This is a genomic window from Lysinibacillus sp. NPDC056232 (genome assembly GCF_042267565.1).
In the GTDB taxonomy this organism is placed as follows: Bacteria; Bacillota; Bacilli; order Bacillales_A; family Planococcaceae; genus Lysinibacillus.
Window position 1 is genome coordinate 348,710 of record NZ_JBHJTF010000001.1, and the last position, 23,352, is coordinate 372,061.

General features: G+C 39.1%; 20 protein-coding genes. 13 read left to right on the top strand and 7 right to left on the bottom strand.

Going from position 1 to position 23,352, the window contains the following annotated elements:
- Positions 1-9: 9 nt before the first annotated feature.
- The 3 genes from ribD to ACFCYJ_RS01825 are packed head-to-tail and all read left to right on the top strand — an operon-like array spanning position 10 to position 2,780.
- The gene (gene ribD, locus ACFCYJ_RS01815) at positions 10-1,119 is read left to right on the top strand and encodes a bifunctional diaminohydroxyphosphoribosylaminopyrimidine deaminase/5-amino-6-(5-phosphoribosylamino)uracil reductase RibD (RefSeq protein ID WP_376069883.1); all 1,110 of its coding nucleotides are present in this window, start codon (positions 10-12) and stop codon (positions 1,117-1,119) included.
- The gene (locus ACFCYJ_RS01820) at positions 1,116-2,201 is read left to right on the top strand and encodes an FAD-dependent monooxygenase (protein ID WP_376069886.1); all 1,086 of its coding nucleotides are present in this window, start codon (positions 1,116-1,118) and stop codon (positions 2,199-2,201) included. Before ribD ends, ACFCYJ_RS01820 begins: the two co-directional genes overlap by 4 nt.
- Before the next feature lie 15 nt (positions 2,202-2,216).
- Positions 2,217-2,780, top strand: a complete 564-nt coding sequence (locus ACFCYJ_RS01825; protein WP_376069888.1) for a 5' nucleotidase, NT5C type — start codon at positions 2,217-2,219, stop codon at positions 2,778-2,780.
- A gap of 223 nt (positions 2,781-3,003) precedes the next feature.
- On the opposite strand, the gene ACFCYJ_RS01830 is transcribed toward ACFCYJ_RS01825, so the two are convergent.
- From ACFCYJ_RS01830 to ACFCYJ_RS01855, 6 genes are all read right to left on the bottom strand, one after another.
- On the bottom strand, positions 3,004-3,771 hold the full coding sequence (locus ACFCYJ_RS01830; RefSeq protein ID WP_376069891.1) for an IclR family transcriptional regulator: 768 nt from the start codon (positions 3,769-3,771) through the stop codon (positions 3,004-3,006).
- Positions 3,772-3,839: 68 nt separating this feature from the next.
- The gene (locus tag ACFCYJ_RS01835) at positions 3,840-4,007 is read right to left on the bottom strand and encodes a hypothetical protein (RefSeq protein ID WP_376069894.1); all 168 of its coding nucleotides are present in this window, start codon (positions 4,005-4,007) and stop codon (positions 3,840-3,842) included.
- A 270-nt stretch (positions 4,008-4,277) separates the two neighbouring features.
- The gene (locus ACFCYJ_RS01840) at positions 4,278-5,420 is read right to left on the bottom strand and encodes a CaiB/BaiF CoA transferase family protein (protein WP_376069897.1); all 1,143 of its coding nucleotides are present in this window, start codon (positions 5,418-5,420) and stop codon (positions 4,278-4,280) included.
- Positions 5,421-5,440: 20 nt separating this feature from the next.
- On the bottom strand, positions 5,441-6,247 hold the full coding sequence (locus ACFCYJ_RS01845; RefSeq protein ID WP_376069900.1) for an enoyl-CoA hydratase/isomerase family protein: 807 nt from the start codon (positions 6,245-6,247) through the stop codon (positions 5,441-5,443).
- A 66-nt stretch (positions 6,248-6,313) separates the two neighbouring features.
- Positions 6,314-7,390, bottom strand: coding sequence for an acyl-CoA dehydrogenase family protein (locus tag ACFCYJ_RS01850; protein ID WP_376069902.1), 1,077 nt, complete (start codon positions 7,388-7,390; stop codon positions 6,314-6,316).
- The gene (locus ACFCYJ_RS01855; protein WP_376069904.1) at positions 7,387-8,541 is read right to left on the bottom strand and encodes an acyl-CoA dehydrogenase family protein; all 1,155 of its coding nucleotides are present in this window, start codon (positions 8,539-8,541) and stop codon (positions 7,387-7,389) included. The genes ACFCYJ_RS01850 and ACFCYJ_RS01855 overlap by 4 nt, the downstream gene beginning before the upstream one ends.
- 277 nt (positions 8,542-8,818) lie before the next feature.
- Between ACFCYJ_RS01855 and rpoN the strand changes: the two genes are divergently transcribed.
- The 10 genes from rpoN (at position 8,819) to ACFCYJ_RS01905 (ending at position 22,055) form a co-directional block, all read left to right on the top strand.
- Positions 8,819-10,156, top strand: coding sequence for an RNA polymerase factor sigma-54 (rpoN, locus tag ACFCYJ_RS01860; RefSeq protein ID WP_376069907.1), 1,338 nt, complete (start codon positions 8,819-8,821; stop codon positions 10,154-10,156).
- A gap of 36 nt (positions 10,157-10,192) precedes the next feature.
- Positions 10,193-10,363: a hypothetical protein gene (locus tag ACFCYJ_RS01865; RefSeq protein WP_376069909.1), complete on the top strand. Its 171-nt coding sequence runs from the start codon at positions 10,193-10,195 to the stop codon at positions 10,361-10,363.
- 173 nt (positions 10,364-10,536) lie between these two features.
- The gene (locus ACFCYJ_RS01870; protein ID WP_376069912.1) at positions 10,537-11,952 is read left to right on the top strand and encodes an amino acid permease; all 1,416 of its coding nucleotides are present in this window, start codon (positions 10,537-10,539) and stop codon (positions 11,950-11,952) included.
- A gap of 239 nt (positions 11,953-12,191) precedes the next feature.
- Entirely contained in the window at positions 12,192-13,838 is a 1,647-nt protein-coding gene (locus ACFCYJ_RS01875; RefSeq protein ID WP_376069914.1) for a sigma-54 interaction domain-containing protein, read from the top strand.
- Between the two features lie 499 nt (positions 13,839-14,337).
- Complete coding sequence (locus tag ACFCYJ_RS01880; protein ID WP_376069917.1) at positions 14,338-15,666, top strand: aminotransferase family protein; 1,329 nt, start codon at positions 14,338-14,340, stop codon at positions 15,664-15,666.
- Positions 15,667-15,704: 38 nt separating this feature from the next.
- Positions 15,705-17,102 (top strand): aldehyde dehydrogenase family protein, encoded by a 1,398-nt coding sequence (locus ACFCYJ_RS01885; protein WP_376069920.1) that lies wholly within the window; start codon positions 15,705-15,707, stop codon positions 17,100-17,102.
- Positions 17,103-17,297: 195 nt separating this feature from the next.
- Complete coding sequence (locus ACFCYJ_RS01890) at positions 17,298-19,322, top strand: hydantoinase/oxoprolinase family protein (protein ID WP_376069923.1); 2,025 nt, start codon at positions 17,298-17,300, stop codon at positions 19,320-19,322.
- 23 nt (positions 19,323-19,345) lie between these two features.
- Entirely contained in the window at positions 19,346-19,618 is a 273-nt protein-coding gene (locus ACFCYJ_RS01895) for a hydantoinase B/oxoprolinase family protein (protein WP_376069926.1), read from the top strand.
- Entirely contained in the window at positions 19,539-21,326 is a 1,788-nt protein-coding gene (locus tag ACFCYJ_RS01900) for a hydantoinase B/oxoprolinase family protein (protein ID WP_376069928.1), read from the top strand. The genes ACFCYJ_RS01895 and ACFCYJ_RS01900 overlap by 80 nt, the downstream gene beginning before the upstream one ends.
- Positions 21,327-21,605: 279 nt before the next feature.
- Positions 21,606-22,055 carry a hypothetical protein gene (locus tag ACFCYJ_RS01905; RefSeq protein ID WP_376069931.1) on the top strand — a complete coding sequence of 150 codons (450 nt, stop codon included), beginning with the start codon at positions 21,606-21,608 and terminating at the stop codon, positions 22,053-22,055.
- A 106-nt stretch (positions 22,056-22,161) separates the two neighbouring features.
- On the opposite strand, the gene solA is transcribed toward ACFCYJ_RS01905, so the two are convergent.
- Positions 22,162-23,286, bottom strand: a complete 1,125-nt coding sequence (gene solA / locus ACFCYJ_RS01910) for an N-methyl-L-tryptophan oxidase (protein WP_376069933.1) — start codon at positions 23,284-23,286, stop codon at positions 22,162-22,164.
- Between the last annotated feature and the right edge of the window lie 66 nt (positions 23,287-23,352).

A 23,352-nucleotide genomic window follows, 5' to 3' on the forward strand; every position in this document is an offset into this window, starting at 1 on the left:
GAAACGACGATGACAACAGATGAAAAATATATGCAGTTAGCACTTGATTTAGCCGCTAGTGCAAAAGGTAATACGAATCCCAATCCACTTGTAGGGGCTGTAATCGTGAAAGACGGTGTAATTGTTGGAACAGGTTTACACAGAAAAGCAGGTGAACCACATGCAGAGGTGCATGCATTCCGTATGGCTGGAGAACATGCTAAAGGTGCAACACTTTATGTAACTCTTGAGCCATGTTCGCATTATGGAAAAACACCTCCTTGTGCAAATTTAGTGAAGGACTCAGCAGTTAGTCGTGTTGTTGTAGCCATGCAAGATCCAAATCCTGCTGTTGCTGGACGTGGTATTCAACTGTTGCGAGATGCAGGCATAGAGGTAGAGGTGGGTGTCTTAGAAGCTCAAGCTCGCCGTTTAAATGAACGTTTTATTCACAATATGCTAACAAAACGACCATTTATTATTTCAAAATATGCGATGACTTTAGATGGGAAAATAGCTGCCCATACGGGACATTCCAAGTGGGTAACGGGTGAGGCAGCGCGTGAGGATGTTCACCATATTCGTCATGAGGTGGATGGTATTTTAGTTGGAGTTGGGACTGTTTTAGCTGACAATCCATCCTTAACGACAAGATTAAAAGAAGCTTACGGAAAAAACCCAGTGCGCATTATTATGGATAGCTCCCTTCGTACACCAGCTCATGCCAATGTTCTGAATGTAGAAGAAGCGAAAACAATTATTGTATGTAGTGAGAATGCCAGTCAAGAAAAAATCACAGCATTTGAGGGAAAAGGCGTGACTGTATTGCCAGTTCGACATGATTCTGAGGGGCTTGTTGTTGATGATATGCTTGAAAAACTATATCAATATGGCATTACGGATGTTTTAGTAGAGGGTGGAAGTACGATCAACTCTTCATTTTTACAGCAAGGTGCTATTAACAAATATGTGATTTACATAGCGCCAAAAATTCTCGGTGGTCGCTTATCATTAACACCGATTGCTGGTCAAAATCCATCTTCTATGGATGAAGCATGGGATGTAGAATTTGCATCGTTTGAGCAGGTTGGGCAAGATTTACGTATTATTGCTTACCCAAAGATAGGTGAAGAAAAGTGAATTATCAAGCAGATGTTTGTATCGTGGGGGCTGGGCCAGGTGGAGCACTTCTTTCGCACTTACTAGCGAAAAAAGGTCTTTCTGTGATACTACTGGAACAAAACGCGGCATTGGGGCAGGCATTTCGCGGTGAGCATTTAAATGAAGAGGGTGAGGCTGTTTTAAAAAGTCATCAGCTTTTTGAAGCAGTCGAGGCGCTCGGCTTATTACGTATGGGCAAACTTGAATATTACGCAGATGGTGGAGCATTTAAAACTATTTTTCCTAATGAAGCTGTAGGGCATTTAGGAATTCATGTACCGCAGGCCAATCTATTAAAGGGAATATTACAAGAAACACAGCATTTTCCTCACTTTTCTTGTTTCCTCAATACGAAGGTGACGAAACTCATAGTTGACTCTTCGGGTAGATATACGGGTGTCATTGCATCAAGAGATGGGGAAACGATTGAAATTAGTAGTCAGTTAATTATCGGAGCTGACGGTCGTTACTCTACTATACGTAAGAAAGCACACATTGAGATTCAAAAGCATAAACATGGCTTTGATTTATTGTGGGCAAAAATTCCTGCTCCTCAAGGATGGGAGCCATCGATTAAAATGGCATTAATAGGTGATAAGCAGCTATCATTGTTTACGCAGGTAGGTGGGTTCATTCAAATCGGCTGGAATATTGAACAAGGAAGTTTTCCTCAGCTTAGAAAAAAAGCATTTACTCCATTTATCCAACAGCTTTCAGATCAATTTCCGGAACTATCTGATACGGTTAAGGAGCATATTAGATCTTGGCAAGATTTTGTCTTGCTTGATGTATTCAGTAGTCATTGTGACTGCTGGGGGACAAAGGGGCTTGTGCTATTAGGGGATGCAGTTCACACGATGACACCAACTGGGGCATTTGGGCTCAATAGTGCCCTAAAGGATGCAGATTGTCTTGCGTCACTAATAAATAAAGATACGCTTATTCATTTTAACGTACAAGATTTTCAACAAATGCGCGAGCAAGCCATTGAGGAAGTATTAGCGACGCAAATTGAAAAAGAGCAAACATTTGCGGCTAACTTCATCAACAAGGCTTCTTGAAGGGAAGAAAACAACATGAAATTTGGCTTTGATATAGATGACACACTCATCGATTTACGAGCACACGCCTTTGCGCTTTATAATAAAAAACTTAGTAAAAATGTTGCACTAGAGGCATTTCAAGCTTTGCAAAGAGTTGAAATTCACGAACCTTTTGGTTTAACAGATGCTGAAGGATCGGCGATGTGGAATAGTTCATTAGAGGAAATCTATTTTACGGATTGTCCTTCTTTTGAGGGAGCACTCGAGACGCTTCAGGCTTTGGCACAGCAGGGACATGACATTTATTATATTACTTCACGTCCTAAACAATATTGTGAGCAAACACAAGCTTGGATGAAAGCACAAGGTTTTCCAATCACAGAAGGTCATTTTTTCTGCGGAATGCAGGATACAGAGAAAGTGGCGATTATCAAAGAGCTAGCTTTAGATGTTTATGTGGATGATAAACCAGCTGTATTAGAAACACTACGAGATGTGAAGACAAAAGTGATATTAAAAAATCAATCCTATAACAAGCATGTTGAACTGCCACGCTTAAATCATTGGGAAGATTTCTCGAGATTAGTAAATAATTAACTTATCACCATAACGTGTAGTTGATTTCCGTTCCGACTGGGCGCTTTGTTGTTATTGTTGCCGTCGCTGCGCTTTCGCACAGAGCAAAGCTTCATGGGGGCGTCCGATGAGCCGCTAATCCCAAAGGAGTCGCTTTTTGTTGATGAGCTAAATGATTAAAGCACTAAACCCGAATAGCAAGCACTTAAAAAGTGAATCTATTCGGGTTTATTCTTTGTTTCTATCAATACAATTGCTTTTCGATTTCTAATGCAACGCTTTGAATCGTTTCGATTAATAAATTTTCATCATAGTCATTATATCGTACTTCTGGTATAACAAGTGACACGGATGCAATTATTTGGTTGGAAGCGTTTAAAATCGGTGCAGATAAAGAACATGCTCCACGTACACGCTCACTATTGCTTCTCGCAAAGCGCTGACTACGAATCTGCTGTAAATCCCCCCGCAGTTGCTCTTTGGAAAGTATTGTCTGATCAGTGATAGGTTCAAAGCTTATATTCTCTACATATTCTTCAACATCTGGCATAAATGCGAGTAATATTTTAGATGATGCACCTGCATAAAGGGGAGAGGTGTCACCTACAAACATTTTCGTTGAAAGCGGGTATGTTGAATCATAGTTTAAAATACATCGTCTTTCCAATCCATCAATAATATTCATGGAAACACTTTCGCCGATGTCTTCGTTTAGCTTTTTTAAAATAGGCTCTGCGACAATAATAAGACTTGATTCTTCTTTTACTAAATTTCCTAAATATAGAAGCGAATGACCTAATTGATAGCGCTTAGTACGCTCATCTTTGTGAAGAAAGCCTTCGTACACAAAGGTAGAAACGAAGCGTTGTAAACTGGAAATGCTGATCCCTGTTTTTTTACTTAACTCAGTTAGGGAAAGGCTTGGCTCATCTTTTGAAAAAGCTTTTAACACTTTAATAGCTTTGTGCAGCGATGACATTGTATAGTTTTTTTCGAAAATCTCTTGATTCATCCCGTCACCTACGTAATAAAATTCTCTTCGACATCCGCCGGAGGATTTATCTTCATTTTTAAATGTCGTTATGCGATTTGTGCATAAAAACATTTGTTTAATGAAGATGAAATTTGCTCATCATCATAGCGTGTGGTTGATTTCCGTTCCGGCTGGGCGCTTTCCTGGGGGCGTCCGATGAGCCGCTTCACTCGCGCTGCTCGCTCCAGGGTCTCATCTGTGACGCTGATCCCCAAGGAGTCGCCAAGCCTCCACTCCAATCAACTATTCACATGACATACGTTTTAACAAAATGTCATCCTTAAACTTCCGATGATGTACCAAAATTTATTAGAAATCATTTGTAGGGCTCATCATCATAGCGTGTGGTTGATTTCCGTTCCGGCTAAACGCTTTCCTAGGGGCGTCCTTATCCACTCCACATATACAGAGCATACGTTTTAACAAAATGTCATCCCAAGCCTTCGATGATGAACCATAAAATTTACTTCTATTATAGCGTAATTTTATTTTTGTAGAGAGGACTTTTGGAATTCGTTTGTATGTTCTCCAAGTATCGGTGGTGCTAATGAATATTGAACTGTTAAATCAGAGAACTTTATCGGACTTTTGATGAATCTAATCGTACCATATTGTTCGTGCTCTATTTCACCAATCATATCGCGTGCAATGAACTGAGGTTGTTCCAGTGCCTCAGCAATGGTGTTCACACGTCCACCTGGAATTTTATATTGCTGTAATAAGGTAATCCATTCATCCCGTGTTTTTGTCATGGTCATGTCAGTAATCATCTGAACTAGCTCCGCTTCATGTTGCTTGCGCAGCGTATTTGTTACAAAGCGCGGGTCATCTGCCCATTCTTCACGTTTCAACAGCGTGCAAAACTTTTTAAATTGACCATCTGTACCAACGCAAATCATTAGGGGGCCATCCTCACAGTTAAATACTTGATACGGCGCAACATTATTATGACGATTACCCAGACGTTCTGAGATAAAACCTGTATTTATATAAGCGCTCGCTACATTCGCTAAGCTGCTCATCTGAACGTCTAATAAAGCTAAGTCAATAAATTGTCCTGTATTGGTTTGGTCGCGCATTCGTAAAGCGGCTAAAATACTAATGACCACATAATTAGAGGTTAAAATATCGGCAATAGGGACACCGACTTTTGTCGCTTCTCCTTCAGCTGAACCAGTGACATGCATTAAACCACTCATTGCTTGAATAACTGGATCGAAGCCTGGTTCGTGCGCAAGAGGACCTGTTTGACCGAATCCTGTTACTGCACAATATATGATTCTAGGATTCACTTTTCTTAATTCCTCATAGCTTAGTCCCATTCGCTCCATGTCACCCGTCTTAAAATTTTCGAGTACGACATCAGCATCTTTAACAAGTTCTTTAAATTTTTCCCTGCCATCTATTGTCTTTAAATCTAATATAATCGATTTTTTATTGCGATTGGCACATAAATAATACGTACTTTGATCATTCACAAATGGCCCCCAATCACGCATACTATCAGAGCCATTTGGATGTTCTACGCGGATTACTTCTGCTCCTAAATCCCCTAACATCATGGAGCCGGCAGGGGCAGCATAAACACGAGATAAATCTAACACTCGAATATTTTCAAGAGGTTGCATTGTTCTTCCTCCTAAACATCTCATTTATAAACAGGCTTACGTTTTTCTACAACTGCGTTTACACCCTCTTTAAAATCATCTAGCTCTGTTACAATCGCCATTTGTGATGAAATATAATCAAGGGCAGTACGTAAATCCATCCGTTGACTTTGATAAACAGCACGCTTAATGAATTGCAAAGTCGTAGTTGGACGACTTGCTAATTCCTTTGCATAATTCAATGTGTATTCGTCAAGCTCATGGTCTTCTACAACAAATGTCACAACACCTTTGTCTTTTGCTTCATCAGCAGTTAATACACGTGCTGTCCAGAACATGTCCAATGCTTGATCGATGCCGATTAATTTTGGTAAATAATAAGCGCCACCGTCACCCGGCACGATCGCAACGTTAATATAGCTTTCTGAGATCTTTGTAGATTTTGCGGCAATCCGAATATCGCACATTAAGGCCATATCCAGTCCTGCGCCCATTGCAAACCCATGAACCTGTGCAATAACGGGCTTATCAATTTCTTCAAGAAGAAGGGGGATACGCTGAATCTTTTTCCAAAGAGAATTTTTGCGCGCTAACCCTGTAGAAGAGATATCGTCCTCACTTTGGAAAAATCCTTCACCAGCTTGCATCGCCTTAATATCCCCACCAGCGCAAAATGATTTTCCATTACCTTTTACGATGACAACACGAATATCCTCTGAATCACGAACAGTTTCAAGGGCTTCAATCCATTTAGAGATCATCTCTTCACTAAAAGCATTGTACGCTTCAGGTCTATTTAATGTAATTGTGGCAACGTGGTCTTGCACTTCAAAAAGTAAATCAGTCATTGATAACACTCCTTATCATGTCATTAGTAGTTTTCAATTAATTCAAATTTTGTATAATTGCCGTCCTTATCCTTCTACTTTAAGAAGCGGCGAGCTTGAGCTGAACGAAGTTAAATATCCCCATAGGCTATCTCCGCTATTTTCCAATAGTTGTGTTGCGACAAAATGAGTCCAATAAGAGGTGCTGGCTCCTTCATCGCGCCATGACCAAAGTCTGCGTGTAAATTGATGCAAACTATGTTCGTGTGTTGTACCAATTGCAGCGTGTACTTGATGCGCAATTGTTGTCACTGTTTGAATAATTTCTTCAAAACGAATGCAAGCGTAAGCAACCTCACTCTTTTGACTGTTCATCTGAAGGGCTTCTGTAACATTATTAAATGCTGCAAGCGCGATCGCCGTTTCACCTGCTAAGTTTACAATATGCTGTTGAACGAGCTGGAAGCGATGAATCGGTCGACCGAATTGCTCACGCTCTTTCGTATAGTGAACAGTTAAGTCATTTATTTTATCGATGGCACCAGTCATGAGTGCTAATTGAAACGCAGAATTGAGTGTTGTTATAGTGTGTACCTTATCAGGAGGTAACACAGCAGATACTTGTGAAGCCGTAGCATGATGGAATATCACGGTATCACGCGGCTCGCTTGCTAAATTTGACCCTAGCTTAATTTCAGCTTGGCTTAAATCTATTTCTACAAGATGTGTGCCCTCCGCGCTATGGGCAAGTGTCACTAGGTGTTTTGTATGACGTGCCCAAGGGACTTGAATCGCCTCTCCCGTTAATTTGCCATTCTCTAACGTAAAGGCTTGGTTAGGGCATAACATATACGTCGCCAAATCCTCAAGTACCTGTAACTGCGTAAACTGCAATAAATAGTTTGCAATTGTTGTTTCGGTAAATGGAATCGGTGCCGCGTATTTTCCAGTTAAACGAACAATATTCAATAAATCCTCTATGTCGCCACCTGCACCGCCATTTTCTTCAGCAATGGCTACAACAGTCATTCCATTTTCTTTAAACAGATCCCATAGTTCAGGTGCCCAATGACCTTGTTCCACTGTATCCACTAAATCTTTATCAACTTTTTCTTTTAACATACGCTCTACAACATCAACGATCATGTCTCTCATTTCACTCATTGTGCTATAACCCCTTTCGCTACAACGCCATACAGTACTTCAGAAGTTCCTCCTCGAATTGTAAAACCTGGTGCATGTAAAATGGATTCGGCCATAAAGCGATCGATTTTACGATGCGCGTCAAGCGTTGGATAAGTCTGTACAATTAAGCGTGTGATTTCAGGAATACTTTGCTCAAATTTCGTACCGAGTGCCTTCACAAGTGCTGCAGGAATAGATACATCATCACCATTACCGGATTCTAGAAGTTGGGCTACGCCAATTGATAAATTACGTAAACCCCAAAGACGAGCTACTATTTTAGACGCTTGCTGCAACCCATCTAAATTGTTTTGGCGCTTTAACTCTTGAATAAGCTCATCGATTAATGGGAACGTACTCAATATTCGCTCTGGACCACTACGCTCAAAGGCAAGCTCTGCTAAGCCTTGAGCCCAGCCATTACCGATTTCACCAACAACCATATTGTCAGGTACAAAAACATTGTCAAAGAACACTTCGTTGTAATGATGTTCGCCAGTTAAAAATTTGATGGGAACAACAGTTACACCTTCCGCTTGTAAATCGACAATCAACTGACTGAGCCCAGCATGTTTATTTTTTCCATCAAAAGGACTTGTACGTACTAAGGTAACCATATAATGGCAAAGGTGTGCGTTACTCGTCCATATTTTCTGACCGTTGACAATCCATCCACCATCTACTTTTTCAGCACGTGTGCTGACCGAAGCGAGGTCGGAACCACTATTCGGTTCACTCAAACCTATGCCGAAGTAGCATTCACCTTTCACGATTTTCGGTAAGAAATAGTCACGTTGCTCTTCTGTTCCATAACGTAAAAGAAGTGGTCCTGTTTGGCGATCAGCAAACCAATGTGCAGCAACTGGGGAACCAACGGCTAAAAATTCCTCTGTTAAAATGTATCGATCGATAGTACTTCTCTCTTGGCCGCCATATTTTTTAGGCCAAGTTAAGCCAATCCAACCTTTTTGACCGATTAATTTAGAGAATTCAGGATCATCTCCACTGAGCCAAGAATCACATTTAGGCGTGAAGGTTCCTTTTGCTAATTCATCCTGTAAAAACGTTCGAACATCTAAGCGAAATTGCTCTTGTTGTTGTGTAAACTGCACAGTTGGTAAATGAAACATTTGATTCACTCCTTAAATTTTACCGTAATGTGGTAATCATTATCGTATATGTGTATTTTATGATCACTTACAAGTGTAGTCAATTACTTTTTTGGAATTATTAGAAAATTTTATGAGTGGAGTGAAGAAGTTTTAGCTTATCACCATAACGTATAGACATACGTCTCCTAGCTTTTGCTGATGAGCTATGTATAAAAATAAAAATTTGATTAAAAAATGGAAAAAAACAGAATAAACATGTTACTATGTAGAAAATTCTGTTTTGGAGGTGTGGGGTATGCAAATGGCTATCGAAACTTCCCAAAAAATAATGCAAGTTTTATCACCACAATTAGTACAGCATTTGGAAATACTGCAATATACAACGAATGAGCTAGAACAGTATATTTATGATAAGGCTAACGAAAATCCACTGTTAGCTGTTACTGATGCTAAGGTGAAAATGCACTATGAGGAAATTATGCAATTAGCAAGCTATTCCGATAAGAGTTATTCCGCGCAATATTATGCGCCTCAACATCATTCATTTAACCCTATTGAGATGAAATTTGCTGTAAAAGAAAGCTATGAGCAGTACTTATTGGAACAAGTACCTATGCATAAAAATCTATCTTCTTTAGATTTAAAAATCTTAACGTTTTTAATTCAATCCTTAGATGAACGTCTATTTTTAGATGTTGATTTAGAAGTTGTCGCTAATAGATGTAAAACGGATGTTATGCATGTAGAGGCATTATTGGATTTACTTCAAACTTTCGAGCCAGTAGGAGTAGGGGCGCGTAATTATAAGGAGTTTTTATTCATTCAGGTAGACAGTGATGCACTTGCACCAAAATTGGCCTCCCGATTTATCGAAACGGATTTAGAGCTAGTGGCTGCACAGGCTATTAAACAGTTAAGTAAAAAGTATAAAACGTCTCTACATGAAGTGAAGAAAACGGTCCACTATATAAAGAATTTAAATCCAGTGATGATAGGAGATCAATTCGAAGCGATACCATATGTCATGCCAGAAGTCGAAGTAGAGAGATTAGGAGAGGAATGGCTAATTAAATTAAATCGTGGATATTTACCAATCGTTTCTATCGATAAAGAGTATGTTGAAATGCTAAAAAATGATCCGAATTGTAAAACATATTTTAAAGATACAATGAAAGATGCTCTTTTATTATTGCAAGGAATTGAACAACGTGATAAAACACTGTACGAATTAGCTAGATTGCTAGTGGAATTGCAAGTAGATTTTTTCCATAAAGGTATGGAGGCATTGAAGCCTATGCGGTTAAAAGATGTAGCGGATATTTTAAGTCTACATGTATCAACGATTAGCCGAGCAGTGCGTGGAAAATATATAAAAACCTCCCATGGTGTGTATGCTTTACAATCGTTATTTACAAAAGGAGTAATGAATATTTCTGGAAAAATGGACTCGATTATGTATATTAAAAAACGGCTTAAACAGTTGATTGAGGGAGAGGATAAACAAAAGCCTTTAACGGATCAGCAGATTACAAATACTTTGAGTGCTGAAGGTATCCAAATATCCAGACGAACAGTAGCGAAGTACAGGGAAGAGATGAATATTATGAGTTCATTTAATCGTATATATGGATAGAATAGTTGATGTAAATATACTGTTAATGATGTATTTTTGCATCAAAATTTGAAAATTGCATTAAATCATTTGTTGCTGCCACTTCTCTTACGCACAGCAACAAAAGCGGCTCATCGGACGCCCCCAGGAAGCTCTGCTCTGCGCGAAAGCGAAGCGTCAGCGGCAAAGCGCCCAGCCGGAACGGAAATCAACCTCACGCTATGCTGATAAGCCTTAAAATTACTGAGTTAGAAATTCTATGAACAATAGATGTAGAGATATTTTTGGAATTTTCAATAATTTAGTGGGTTTGGCATCAGAATTGCTCATTAAACGATAGACATTGAAGTAGAGAAAAGGGGTTAGTAAATGTCTACATAAAACACTAAAGGGGTGGTTTAATGGGGGCTTTGCAAAAATCACTGAAAACACGGCATATTACAATGATTTCCATCGGTGGGGTTATTGGTACAGGGCTTTTCGTTGGGACAGGGAAAAATATTTTAAGTACCGGTCCTGCAGCGGTGGTTTCATATGCGATTGCGTGCTTACTCATAGTTCTGATCATGCAAATGGTTGGAGAAATGGCAGCCGGAGAAATAGTATTAGGAAAGAAATCAGGAGGTTCAGCAGAGTTAGGCTCATTTGCTTCATATGCAGGGAAGTATATTGGTCCATGGGCAGGGTTTACAGTAGGTTGGCTTTATTGGGCAAGCTGGGTATTTATTGTGGGGTTAGAAGCAGCACTCATAGGGGGAATGCTGCATAATTGGTTTCCGATGATACCAACATGGCTTGGAAGCGTAGGCATAACGTTATTGATGACAATCGTTAATATTTATTCAGTAAAATCATTTGGTGAATTTGAATATTGGCTTTCCTTCGTTAAAGTTACGGCTATTGTTGTATTTTTAATAGTTGGTATAGCTATGATTTTAGGGATTTGGCCAAATTCTGAACCGAAGGGGTTAGGTATTTTAACGGAATTTGGTGGATTTGCACCAAATGGGATTGTCCCGATATTTACGGCAATTGTCTTCGTTATATTCTCGATATGTGGTGCTGAGGTTGCAGCTATTGCGGCAGCAGAATCTGAAAATCCAGCGAAAAATATTGTCCGCGCCATTCGCAATGTTGTCTTTCGATTAGGTTTATTTTTTGTAGGCTCAGTAGCTATTATGGTTTTACTTATACCTTGGAATGATACAAAAATGTTGGGAGCACCCTATGCAAATATTTTAACAATGGCAGGGCTTCCAATTGCTGCTCAACTTATTCAAATAGTCATTTTTATTTCATTAATTTCTGTTTTAAATTCTGCTCTTTATACAAGTTCACGTATGTTACTAGAAATGTCGCGTCGAGGCGATGCACCAAAAATATTCTCGCAAATTAAAAATAGTCGAGGTGTGCCTGTTCCAGCTGTTATTGGTAGTACGGCGGTTGCGTATATTTGTGCGATGTTATACTTCATTTCACCTGAAGTTATTTTCTACTTTTTGGGGAATTGCGTTGGAGGATTAATGATTGCAGTTTATATTTTCATTGCTATTTCACAAATTCGTTTCCGACGTCATTATGACAAAGTTTCAGATGAGGCATTATCGATTAGAATGTGGCTATTTCCATATCTATCGTATGTCACAATTGGTATTTTAACAGTCGTTTATTTCTGCCAGGCCCTCATCGAATCTTTACGTTCACAATTTTATTTAAGTACATTAGTAGTAATTGGCTCAGTTGTGTTGTTCATGATAATGCGAAAGATGTCGACAAGACCTGCGGAGCAAATAGAGGAAAAGCTAGCTTCAGAGTAGAATACTATAAAATACAAAAAATTCGCGATATTCCTGCGAGATATCAAGCCGCGAAAGAACTTAAAGGATGCTTTAAGTTTTTTCGCGGCGTATAGATGCCCCGTAGAAAAGAGCGAATTTTTTTGTATTATTGGATAAGGTGTGTTGATTAGGAATATTCATTGCGATGGATGAAAATGGTTAACCAGTATACCTATTAATTGATAAAGATTTTTAAAGTTCGAGAGGGAGTGGTCTAGGTGTCGATAACTCAACTACATAAAGATGAGCATTTTTTTATTGTAAAAAATGATGAGGTCATGTTTAAAAGTGATATCCAAATAGAGCTTCTTGAAAAAATAATAAAAAAATATAGTACAGGGACGGATAGCTTTGAGGTAGAAGGTTATTTTGTTCATGTATTAGAGACTTCGCAAGGTACCTTATTTTATATAAAGCCATTCATGCAGTATAGCAATATAGACTTTATGAATCCATTGTCCATAAAAGTATTAAACTCCATATCTGATGGCGTTACAGTATGTGATAGCGATGGCAAAATTTTATTTCAAAATGATATTGATATTGAAATTGTAGGCATTGATTTAATGGGGAGATTTGCAAAAGACGTAATCGCTGAAGGATTAATGAATGATTCCATTTCGATGAAAGTAATGGAATCAAAAGAAAAAGTAACGATTTTGCAGACGTTTATTAATGGGAAATGCTTCTTAGTTTCTGGCAAGCCAATATTTGATGAATACGGTGAATTACAATACGTAGTAGCAATTACACGTGATATGACACAATTAAAACTGTTAGAGAAAGAAGTAAAAAAATTAGAAGTTCAAAATGAGAATTTTAAAAATAAGCTACATGCCCTACATAATAAAGAAACAACAAAAAGTAGTTTAATCGCGGTGTCTTCAGAAATGATGCAAGTTGTAAAGCGGGTTATGAGAGTTGCAGAGGTAGACTCAACTGTATTAATTGGTGGCGAATCGGGCGTTGGTAAAGAAGAGATTACAAAGCTTATTCATGCAAATAGCCGGCGTAACGATAAGCAAATATTAACAATTAACTGTAGTGCAATCCCTGAGAATTTATTAGAATCTGAACTCTTTGGCTATGAGGCAGGAGCATTTACGGGTGCAGCCAGAGGTGGTAAGGCGGGGTTATTTGAGATTGCGTCTGGTGGTACAGTGTTTTTAGATGAAATTGGAGAGATGCCCTTACTACTACAGGCGAAATTATTACGTGTCCTCCAAGAATCTGAGGTTCAGCGTTTAGGTAGTGGAAAGCCTATTCCAATTGATGTACGCATAATCGCTGCGACAAATCGAAATTTAGCTGAAATGGTGAGGCAAGGTCATTTTCGTGAGGATTTATATTATCGTTTAAATATTATCCCGATTGAAATTCCTCCTTTAAGATATCGTCGTCAAGATATCATCCCACTTGTCTACCATTTTTTAGCTGTTGTTGAAGAGAAATATGGTATCCATCGAACAATAGAATCATCTGCAATGAAAATATTAGAGTGTTTTGAATGGCCAGGAAATGTACGTCAACTTAAAAATATGGTGGAGCGTATTTGTTTGCTAGCAACGCAGCCAGAAATAACAGCCTATATTGTACAACAAGAGTTAGATAGTAATCCAATTATTATACGTGATATAGAAAATCCCGTAGAAATACAAAACATCCAGGAACAAGGTGTAACCCCGAAGTTTAGTGGTACTTTAAAGGAGCAAGTAGTCGCGTTTGAAAAGCAGATTATTAAGGAAGCTCTATCTAAATTTCCGAGTATCCGGCAGGCTGCAAAATCACTTGGCTGTGATCAATCAACATTGGTACGTAAAATACAAAAGTTGCAATTAACAAAACAAATTTCATATAAGGACTAACGATGTATTTTTGCATCAATATATCATTCGTGCACAATAAGTTGTAATATCGCAATACTCACTAATTCATACAAGGAAAATGATGAAACGCATCGTTAATATGTTAATAGATTTAGAAGGAAAGAGGCATTTTCAAAAAGAAAACGTCTCTTTTTCTTTTTGGAATATCATCCCTAACTTTTGGTGATAAATCAAAACAATACAAAGCAATTAATTATTGCTTCACAAAACTGCTGTTAAAACGTATGGCATGAATATAAGTTAATTGGAGTGGAGATCGGACGCCCCCAGGAAGCTTTGCTCTGTGCGAAAGCGAAGCGTCAGCAATTGTTTTATCTGTGCGAAAGCAACAACAAAGCGCCCAATCGGAACGGAAATCAACCCCACGCTATGGCAAAAAGGCAATTTTTTTTCGTTTAAATAATTTTTTTTACCAGTTGGCATGAGAATTGCTACTAAAAAAATGTATGAAACTTTAAACGAAAAGAGGTTGGCATTTATGACAATTCAACTAAAAGAAGAGTTAAAAACGTTAGATCAAAAACATTTTCTACACCCAACAACGTCGATCGAGCAACAGCAAACACAAGGTCCTGCAGCCATTTTTACAGAGGGCAATGGCATTTACTTAAAAGATATAGAAGGAAATATATACATTGATGGCATGTCTTCTTTATGGAATGTAAATATTGGGCATGGCCGTAAAGAAATTGCTGAAGTAGCAAAGGAGCAAATTTCTACATTAGCATTTAGTTCCTGCTTCGCTTCATTTAGCAATGAACCAGCTATCCGTTTAGCGACGAAAATCGCTTCTTTAACTCCGGGAGACTTAAATACTGTATTTTTCACTTCGGGTGGCTCAGAGTCGAACGATACAGCCATTAAATTAGCACGTCATTACTGGTTACTAAAAGGTCAGCCAGAGCGTCAAAAAATTATTTCACGTACACATTCATACCATGGTGTGGCTATGGGGGCTACTAATGCGACAGGCTTACAAGCATTTCGTGACTTTACCAATTCTCACGCCCCTGATTTCCACTATGTATACAGCGAATCCGTACGTAATTTACGTGAAACGATTGAAGCGTTAGGCCCTGAGACTGTGGCAGCATTTATTTCTGAGCCCGTACAAGGGGCAGGTGGAGTTAATATTCCGCAAAAAGATTACTTTAAAGAAGTGCGAAAAATTTGTGATGAGTACGGTATTTTATTCATTGCAGATGAAGTTATTACAGGATTTGGCCGTACAGGGAAATTCTTTGGTATGGAACATTACGGAGTAGTGCCAGATATGATGTCTTTCGCTAAAGGCGTATCAAGTGGTTATGTTCAACTTGGTGGTGTGGCGATATCTGAAATTATTCATCAAGATTTATGTGAGCTTTCTAAAGGGACATTAATGCACGGATATACTTACAGCGGTCATGCACTCGCTTGCCAAGTTGGATTGAAAAACATAGAAATCCTTGAGCAAGAAAATCTCGTTGAAAATGCTGCAAACATGGGGGATGCCATGTTAGAAGGATTCCGAGCACTGCAAGAAAAATATAGCTTTATCGGCCGTGTGCGCACGCTTGGATTACTTGGAGCCATTGAATTAGTGAAGAGCCGTGAGACGGGTGAATTGTTTGAGTCTCCTCTTAGTCCGATTTTTGTTCAGGAAACGATGAAACGAGGATTGATTCTACGAACGGTTACGTATGATCAAGATACAGTTGTTTTTTCTCCACCTCTCATTCTATCAAAAGTAGAGCTAGATGAAATGTTACGTATTTTAGACGAGACATTTGAGCATATAGGTAAAACAATTGTTGAAAAAAAGTAATGTCAACGTAAATGATCATTATTTGAAGGAGGAGTTTTATGACAACGATCGTTAGAGAAATACGAGAACAATTTAATCCAGCGAAACCATCTCAATGTATAGGCCAAGTCGAGCTTTTGACAATAGATGAAACGAAAGAGGTTATCGTTGCAGCTCAGGATGCATTCGAAGGTTGGAAAAATACGTCTTCTGTTGCCCGTGGAGAAATTTTACGTGTGACAGCAGACTTGCTTGAGAAAAATATGGATAAAGTAGCTGAAATAGCTTCGAGTGAAATGGGTAAAACGAAAAATGAAATGCTTGGTGAAGTAAAACGAGGTGCTTCCATTTTACGTTATTTTGCACAAGAAGGGATGCGGGCAACAGGTGAGGTGTTACCGTCAGCCAATGAAGCGAAATTACTGTACACAATGCGGGTACCACTTGGTGTCGTTGCGGCCATCACTCCTTGGAATTTCCCTGTCGCTATTCCTCTATGGAAAATTGCACCCGCATTAGTGTACGGCAATACAGTAGTTTGGAAGCCTTCTATTGAAAGCGCTTTAACCGGTAAATTAATAGGGGAATTATTTGAACAGGCAGGCTTACCCAAAAACGTGTTAAATGTTGTGCAAGGCCGTGGTTCAAAAGTGGGGCAGGTATTATTGGAGGCACCTGAAGTAAAGGCGATTACATTTACAGGTTCAAATAGTGTAGGGCAAAGTATTTTAGATACTGCTGGATCTACTAATAAAAAAATTCAGCTCGAACTTGGAGGCAAAAATGCAGCGATCATTTTAGCTGATGCCAATATCAATCAAGCTGCAAAATTAACGATTGAAGGTGCGATGAAGCAAACGGGACAGCGTTGTACAGCAACTAGTCGAGTTTACATCGAGGAAGCGGTTTATGAAAAGGTGTTAGAGCAGTTAATAGAAGAAGTTAAAAAATTTGAAGTTGGTGTTACGATGGGACCTGTATCATCCAAAGGGCAATATGATGCTATCTTAAGCGGCATTGAAAAAGCAAAAATAGAGGGCGCAGAGCTTGTATTTGGTGGTGGTCCTACAAAAGGTATGTTAGAAGGATACTTTATTGATCCAACAATCTTTACGAATGTAACACACGAGATGTCGATTGCTCATGAAGAGATTTTTGGACCAGTTTTAGCTGTTATTAAAGTAAAGGATTATGAAGAAGCGATCCGACTATCTAATGATTCTAATTTTGGATTGAGTGCTTCTATTTATACAAATAACATTCCGAAAGCATTTGATTTTATTAACCGTAGTGAAGTTGGACTTGTACAGGTTAATGATGAAACGGGTGGAGCAGAGCCTCAAGCACCGTTTGGAGGAGTGAAAAACTCAAGTACCGGTGCCCGTGAGCAGGGGCAGGCGGCGAAAGAGTTTTTTACAACGTTTAAAACTATTACGATTGGTACAAAAAGTGAGTAAAAATTTCGTGAAAGAAATTTAAAATAGAAGACAAAAAAATATACGTCACATATGCCTCGGTGTAATGACCCAAATTTTTTCGAATTGTAGTGCAATAACTTTTTGAAAAATCTGGGGTATTCGCTTGAGGCATTAACTTTATACAAAAAGATCATTTTGGGTTTTAGATTTAATTAAACGAAAGAAGGTAGAGCTATGACACAAAGTCGTTTAGCAATTGATGTCGGTGGAACGTTTACAGATGTATTTGTTTTTAATGAAGAGACGGGAGAAGTATTTGTCACAAAAACGTCGTCGACACCTGCGAATCCGGAGCAAGGAATTTTAAATGGAGTAGCAAAAGCAGAACTAAATGGCAAAGATATTAAAATTTTTTCTCATGGCACAACAGTTGGAACGAATGCGTTAATAGAGCGTAAGCTGCCAAAAACAGCTCTTATTACGACAAAGGGCTTTAGAGATGTCATCGAAATCCGTCGAGGGACGAAAGAAGATATTTGGGACACATACAAAGATACTGCGAAGCCTTATATTCAACGACGTGATCGATTTGAAGTGACAGAACGAATAGATTATGAAGGAAATATTCTTCAAGCTATTGATGAAGAGGAAATTCGTTTATTAGCAAAAAAATTAAAACGTCGAGGAACAGAATCCATTGCCGTGAGTTTCATTAATGCCTATGTGAACGGGGAAAATGAGGCGAAAGTCAAAGGAATTTTAAAAGAAGAATTACCGGATGTCTATGTGTGTATTTCAAGTGAGGTGCTTCCGGAAATTTTTGAGCATGAGCGTATGAGTACAACGATTATTAACGCTGTTCTTGGGCCAATTATGAGTCATTACATTAGTAAGTTAAGCACTGAAATGCAGAAAAAGGGCTATGACGATGAAATATTAGTATTACATTCTGGTGGCGGTGTTATGACTTCAAGTACAGTGCCCCGCTATGCTGCTAGATTGGCAAGTTCGGGGATAGCTGCTGGAGCCATTGCAAGTAAGCATATCGCGAAGTTATGTGGATTTGACAATGCAATTGGTTTAGATATGGGTGGTACAAGTACTGATATTTCACTGATGTATAAGGGGGATATACGAATTACAAAGGACTGGTCGATAGAATATGGCTATCCAATTGGTTTCCCAAGCATTGAAATATTAACAATAGGAGCCGGTGGAGGTAGCCTTGCTTGGAAAGATGAAGGTGGTTCTTTACGAAATGGACCACAAAGTGCAGGGGCAGTACCAGGTCCAGCTTGCTATGGCCGAGGAGGCACTGAGCCCACTAACTCCGATGCAAATTTAGTGTTAGGACGTCTAGGTGTGGATTTGTTAGATGGAACGATGCAGTTAAATAAAGGGGCAGGAAGAGATGCTGTTGAAAAAATCGCAAATGCATTCGATCAAACGGTTGAGGAAGCAGCAAGTGCCATTATAGAAGTTGCAAATGCCAATATGAGTGATGCAGTTCGCTTAATATCAGTACGGAGAGGCTATGATCCCCGTGATTTTGCGCTTGTAGCTTTTGGTGGTGCTGGCCCATTACACGGTGCCTATTTGGCAAAAGATTTAAACATCCCGAAAGTCATTATTCCTACGCATCCAGGTGTTGCAGCAGCAATGGGATGTTTACTTGTAGATGTCCGTCATGATATTTCTAAAACGTATGTTAAAAAACTAGATGAAGTAAGTGCAGAGGAACTAACAAATCAATTTAGAGAATTACGAGAAGAGGCAAGAGCGTTATTAGAAGAGGAAGGAATAGCAGAAAATACATCGTCTTTAACGAATTATATAGATCTTCGTTATAAGGGACAATGGCGATCTCTAGCTGTTCTCGTATCCGATCAAATCACTTCCTTAGACGCTATTTTGGAAGCATTCCATCAAGAACATGAACGAGAATTTGCATTTTCTGATCAGGATCAAACCGTAGAAATATTTGGCTTACGTGTAACGGCTATAGGCACAGTACCAAAGCCTAATTTCCCACAATATGTTTCTGAAGGCTCACTGGAAGATGCTTTTAAAGAAACACGTCCTGTTTATTTTGAGGGTAAATATATAGAAACAAACGCATATAACCGCGATAAAATACCTGTTAACACACAATTTGCTGGTCCAGCCATTATCGATCAGCTGGATACGACGACTGTTATTCCACCAGGGTTTACTGCGGAAGTAGATGCCTATAAAAATATTATTATTACGGTGAACTAATACGCGATAAGGAGGATTTGGCTATGAGTACAACGAAATTGGAGACAAATCAAAAGGTCCAAAATTTAGACCCAGTAACATTTGAAGTGTTAAAAAACGGCTTTGTGAATTTAGTCGATCAAATGGCTGAACAAATGCTACGTACATGTTACTCGTTTGTTATTTATAATCGAGACTTCAGCTGTGCATTATGCGATGCACAGGGGAATACCCGTTATGCAGGGAACACAAGATATTTCCGTACATGTAGGGACTTTGCATTTAACGGCAAAAGCTGTCTTAGAGGATTTCGCTGATGATATTCATCCAGGTGATGTATTTTTAGTAAATGACCCTTATCGCGGAGGAACACATTTCAGTGACGTACGTGTAGTTTTACCAGTATTCCATGATGACAAACTGATTGCACTCATGCAAACAAATGGTCATTGGGCGGATGTCGGTGGCTCTAACCCAGGTTCCTTTGATATTACAGCTAAGGAACATTACGGGGAAGGTCTACGTATCCCACCTGTCCGTATTTATAGCAAAGGTCAATATTTAACAGATGTAGTGAAGATTATTGTCATGAATATGCGTATTCCGGAAGAACGTATTGGAGATTTACGTTCTCAAGTGGAAGCGGCGAAAGTTGGAGAGAAGCAGCTCAAGGAAATGATTGAAAAGTACGGTATAAATACGGTGCTAGTAGCTTTTGAGGAAGTCCAAAATTATGTGGAACGATTAATGAAAGCGAAAATTAAAGCTTTACCAAAAGGACAATGGGAAACGGTGGACTATATCGATATGGACCCACAATTAGGAGATGGCCTTATCCCAATTCGTGTGAAAATGACCATTACGGAAGATGAAATAGCGTATGATTTAAGTGATTCACATCCTTATATTAGCTGTTTTTTAAATGCAGGCTTTGGCTCAGCACTTTCTGGTACTTATGCAGGAACGAAAACATTTTTCCCAGAGATTCCGCTGAACTCAGGGTTTTATCGTGTTGTGAAAATATTCCTCCCTGAAAACTCGGTCGTTAACGCACCTAGCCCAGTAGCTGTCTCTGGCTATTGCTCAGGGGCGTTTGAAAAAATTATGAATGCTTGTTTCGAATTATGGTCGAATATTATGCCTGAACGTGCTATCGCATGTTCATTTAATTTAGAGTATTTATTAATAGGTGGGTATGATCAGCGGAGAGATAATAGTGAATATTTTATGTGGTATGACTGGATGGCTGGTGGCCATGGTGGACGTATTGACCGTGATGGTGCGAATACTACCTCACCAGTGTTCGGGGTAGGCTTAAGTGTTCAGCCATGCGAAGGGCAAGAGCGTTTGTCACCAGTTGTTACAACGAAGCATGAAATCATTATAGATTCTGCAGGTCCAGGTAAATACCGTGGCGGCTGTGGCGTAGAAAAGGGAGGCGTTTTAACGAATGTAAACCAAACAGTAATGTCATATTGCTGTGATCGTTCTCGTTCCATTACATGGGGGATTATGGGCGGCTTACCTTCTATTGCACAGGGGGCTATTTTAAATCCAAACAAAGAGGATGAAAAATTTTTAGGCACGATTTTCTCCAATGTTGAGTTGAAGAAAGGAGATTCCTTTACACGTCCCTCAGCAGGAGGCGGTGGCTTAGGTGACCCATTAGCACGAGATGTAAACGCCGTTTTGGAGGACGTTATTGATGAATATGTTTCGATTGAGCGTGCAAAGCTTGATTATGGCGTAGTCATTCACGAAATTGACCGTGATGTGGATGCCTTTGAAATTGATATGGCTGCAACATTAAAAGAACGCGATTATATTCGAAAAAATCGCCATAGATGGCTGGAAACAGATCCAATAGAAGTTGAGCAGATGTATAACAAAGGAGAAATTAATCAAATGGATGTTGTTCGAAAATATGGTGTCATTATGGATTATGAAACAAATAAAGCATTGCCAGTCTCAACAGAGCAATACCGAGAAGCGATGAAGAAACGTTCTTTGGCCTATTGGGGATAGACATAACGAATCCCCTAAAAGTAAGGGAGATGAAATAGCAGAATCTAAACCCTCTTGGGGAAATAACTTGAAGATGATGGCTACTGCCCAATCAAATATAATCAGCAAGCATAGTTTATATCAAAATTATCGGCAGGGATAACGAATAAGGGGTTGTGTTTTAACGCTATTAGTGTAAAATTACACTAATAGCGTTGTTTTAGTTGCGTGAGCAAATTTTAAAGAGCATCGATCAAAAAGCATTACTTGATTGAGTAATGCTTTCGGGAGGGAATGAAAATGACATTTTTACGTTCTTTGCATGTCAAAATTATGATGGCATGTATTGTTGCGTTTATAGTGGCGGTAATTGGTATTAATCTATTTGATCTTTACCAACTAGGGATACTCGGTATACTTGCTATTGTTGTATTTCCAATTACGATGATTTTAGCTGGAAGACGCTTTGCTCCAGCGCCATTTAATAATTGCACTACGTGGATTGTTATCGTCATGATTGGTATTTGCATCTTACATTGGATAGGTCAAGATGATAAGGGACTTTTGATGACGCTTTTCACGTTAGACTATGTATTTATGTGGCTGCTCTATCACGACACAGTACGAGAGTATATGGTTGCTAATGATTTTACGTTCATTAGCTATATCGTTCGCATCATGCTTGGTTTTTTATATGGTGTTTTGTTAGATGCATTCATCTATTTCTTCAAAAAGATAATGAAACGATAAGTTTTCTTGAACAGCATAAGACTGCCTTTATGGCAGTCTTATCTTATCGCAGTAATCGCACATTGTAGTAAGAGCATTAAGCGGGGGAGTTCAAAGAAGCAAAGTGTCAGTCTGTCTTAAATCGACTTAGCCTAAAGATTGATAAATCCTGCTTACTTTTTCCGTTTAGCGTTAAATCCACTAGTACTTCACCAACTGCACTACTAAATTTAAAACCATGTCCTGAGAAGCCCGCTGCAATGATAATATTTCGATGCTCAGGTAAAAAATCAATAATGAAATCCTCATCTGGTGTCATTGAATATTTACATGTTTTTCCGAATTTTAATGCACCGTGCTGAGGCATAAAACGATTGATAAAGTTTTGTAAATCTAGTGCATCCTGATCGTCGAATGGGCGAAGCGGGTCGTTTGGATTGATAACCTCACCGCCATCATGTCTGCCAAGCTTTAGGCCTGCTCCATCAATACTGGGAAAACCATAGTATGCGGAATCAGCAAATTCAAAACAATAGGCCGGGAAAACATCTTCACGATACAGTTGCTCCTCTGCCTCAAACCATGCAAATGTTTTTCGCGTCGGTGTTACAGGGATGGTGAGGTCCATTGTTTGAAGTAACTCAGTCGCCCAGGCACCAGCTGTCACAATTAAATGTTTAGCTTCGTAAATAGTATTTGCTGTTTGGACACGTACAATGTCACCAGCTTGGATGTTCTGTACTTTTTCATTTGTATGTAACGTTGCTCCTGCCTCAATAGCTAATTTTTTATAAGCGTTAATGCATGCTTCTACACGAAGGACACCAGCAGTAGGCTCAAAACAAGCAACAAAGTTTTTGGGTAATGATAATCCAGGCCATTTTTCCATTGCCTCAGCCGCAGAATACTGCTCCAATGCTAAATCATAGAACCTAGCACTTGTTTTTACATTTTGAATAAAAGGATGGGTCTCTTCACCGACATTTATTACACCTGTTTGTAAAAATAAAGCTTCACCGGTTAACGTTTCAAGCTCTCTCCATAATTCACCTGCTCTTTTGACGAAAGGTACATAGCTAGCTCCTTCACCATACGCAAAGCGAATAATTCTTGTTTCACCATGATGACTACCTTCTTCATGAGGTGGACTAAAGGCATCAAGCATCAAGACATTTTTTCCTGCTTTCGCTAAATGATAGCCCGCTGCCATCCCCATCGATCCTGCACCAATTACAATCACGTCGTATATCATTTTAATCCCTACTTTTTTGCCCTAGTATAACAAAAAAATAGAAAGCTGGACAGAAATTTCAGAAAA